The sequence below is a fragment of the Pseudomonas sp. 8AS genome, assembly GCF_902506505.1.
In the GTDB taxonomy this organism is placed as follows: Bacteria; Pseudomonadota; Gammaproteobacteria; order Pseudomonadales; family Pseudomonadaceae; genus Aquipseudomonas.
In genome coordinates this window covers 1-1,230 of sequence record NZ_LR733411.1, presented here as the reverse complement: position 1 = coordinate 1,230, position 1,230 = coordinate 1, and the positions used below count along the sequence as shown (strand labels likewise).

Below are 1,230 nucleotides of genomic sequence, written 5' to 3'. Positions count from 1 at the left end.
CGAGGATCATGATTGTTATCGGCCTTGTTCCGCTGCAGGACTCGCCTGTTCCGACAGTCTCGCTTCTCACCACAACCGCAAGAAAAACATCACACCTTGCTGATTACCCCGCCGTCAGGCGGGCCTTGCGCTCTGCCAGTCGCCACTGAAGCGGCGCTCGTGGCACCACACTGCCCAGCAGATCCTTACCAGCTTGTTCGCCAATGCCACCGCCGCCTTGTTGTGACCAATGCGCTCGGCCGTCTGCAGTGCCCAGCGCTGTAGCTGGGTCAGGCGCTCAGGTGTGCGTGCCCGGCAGCGTTTCGCTGCCAGTAATGCTGCACGTGCGCCGTGAATCAGCAAGGTGCGCACATAGACGTTGCCCTTGCAGCTGATTCGCCCCAGTCGCCGGCGTTCACCGCTGCTGTATTCGTTGGGCGTCATGCCCAGCCAGGCGCTCAGGTGCCGGCCACTGACGAAGCGCTCTGGTTTGCCGACCGCGGTTTTCAGGGCGCTGGCGGTCAGCAGGCCGATACCGCTGACTTCGTCGAGCTTGTGCACGATCTCGTCGTCGGCGTGCCAACGCGCCAGTTGCTCCTCGCACTCGCGCATTGATTGTTCGTACAGGCTGATCTCGGCCAGCACGATCTGCAGGGCCCCACGCAGGGCACAGACTTCGGGGCGCTCGATCAGTTCGCAGGCCTGGCGCAGAAACACCTGGGTGCCGTTGGGCGCTGCTACACCCATCTCGCGCAGGATGCCGCGCAGCAGGTTGATGCGCTGTACGCGGGTCTTTTTCCAACCCTCGCGCAACTTGTGCAGCTGCTGAACCTGTTGCTGCTGCACGCTTTTGACGGGTACCGGACAAATTCCTTCACAGCGCGCTGCCTCAAGAATGGCGTCGCAGTCGTTGCGGTCAGTCTTGTTGCGCCGCCGATACGCACGCACGTAACGCGGATGCAGGAGCACCACCCGATGCCCCTGCGCCTGCATCAGCCGCCCCCAGTGGTGGGCCGTGCCACAGGCCTCCATTACCCACTCGACAGGCTCCGATTGCTCCTGTACATATCGCCCGAATGCCTCCGGATCAAGCCGCCTGCGACGATCCACACGGCCGACATGGACACTCTCGGCAACCTGGTAAACGGACTTGGCCAAATCAATTGCTATGCGTTTCATCGAAGCTCTCCCAGCGAACAGGCACCTCGGTCTTATAGAAGAAACGTGGTGCAGGGAGAGTCCATTACAGCC

Annotated in this window: 1 protein-coding gene; it reads right to left on the bottom strand. The window is 62.0% G+C overall.

Features of this window, described 5'->3' with window-relative positions; genetic code table 11:
- Positions 1–114 precede the first annotated feature (114 nt).
- On the bottom strand, positions 115–1,158 hold the full coding sequence (locus tag GV001_RS19990; RefSeq protein WP_160083497.1) for an IS110 family transposase: 1,044 nt from the start codon (positions 1,156–1,158) through the stop codon (positions 115–117).
- Positions 1,159–1,230 lie beyond the last annotated feature (72 nt).

What these genes read in the sequence shown, in the direction of transcription:
- GV001_RS19990 (WP_160083497.1), bottom strand. Translation starts at nt 1,158, where the DNA reads ATGAAACGCATAGCAATTGATTTGGCCAAGTCCGTTTACCAGGTTGCC.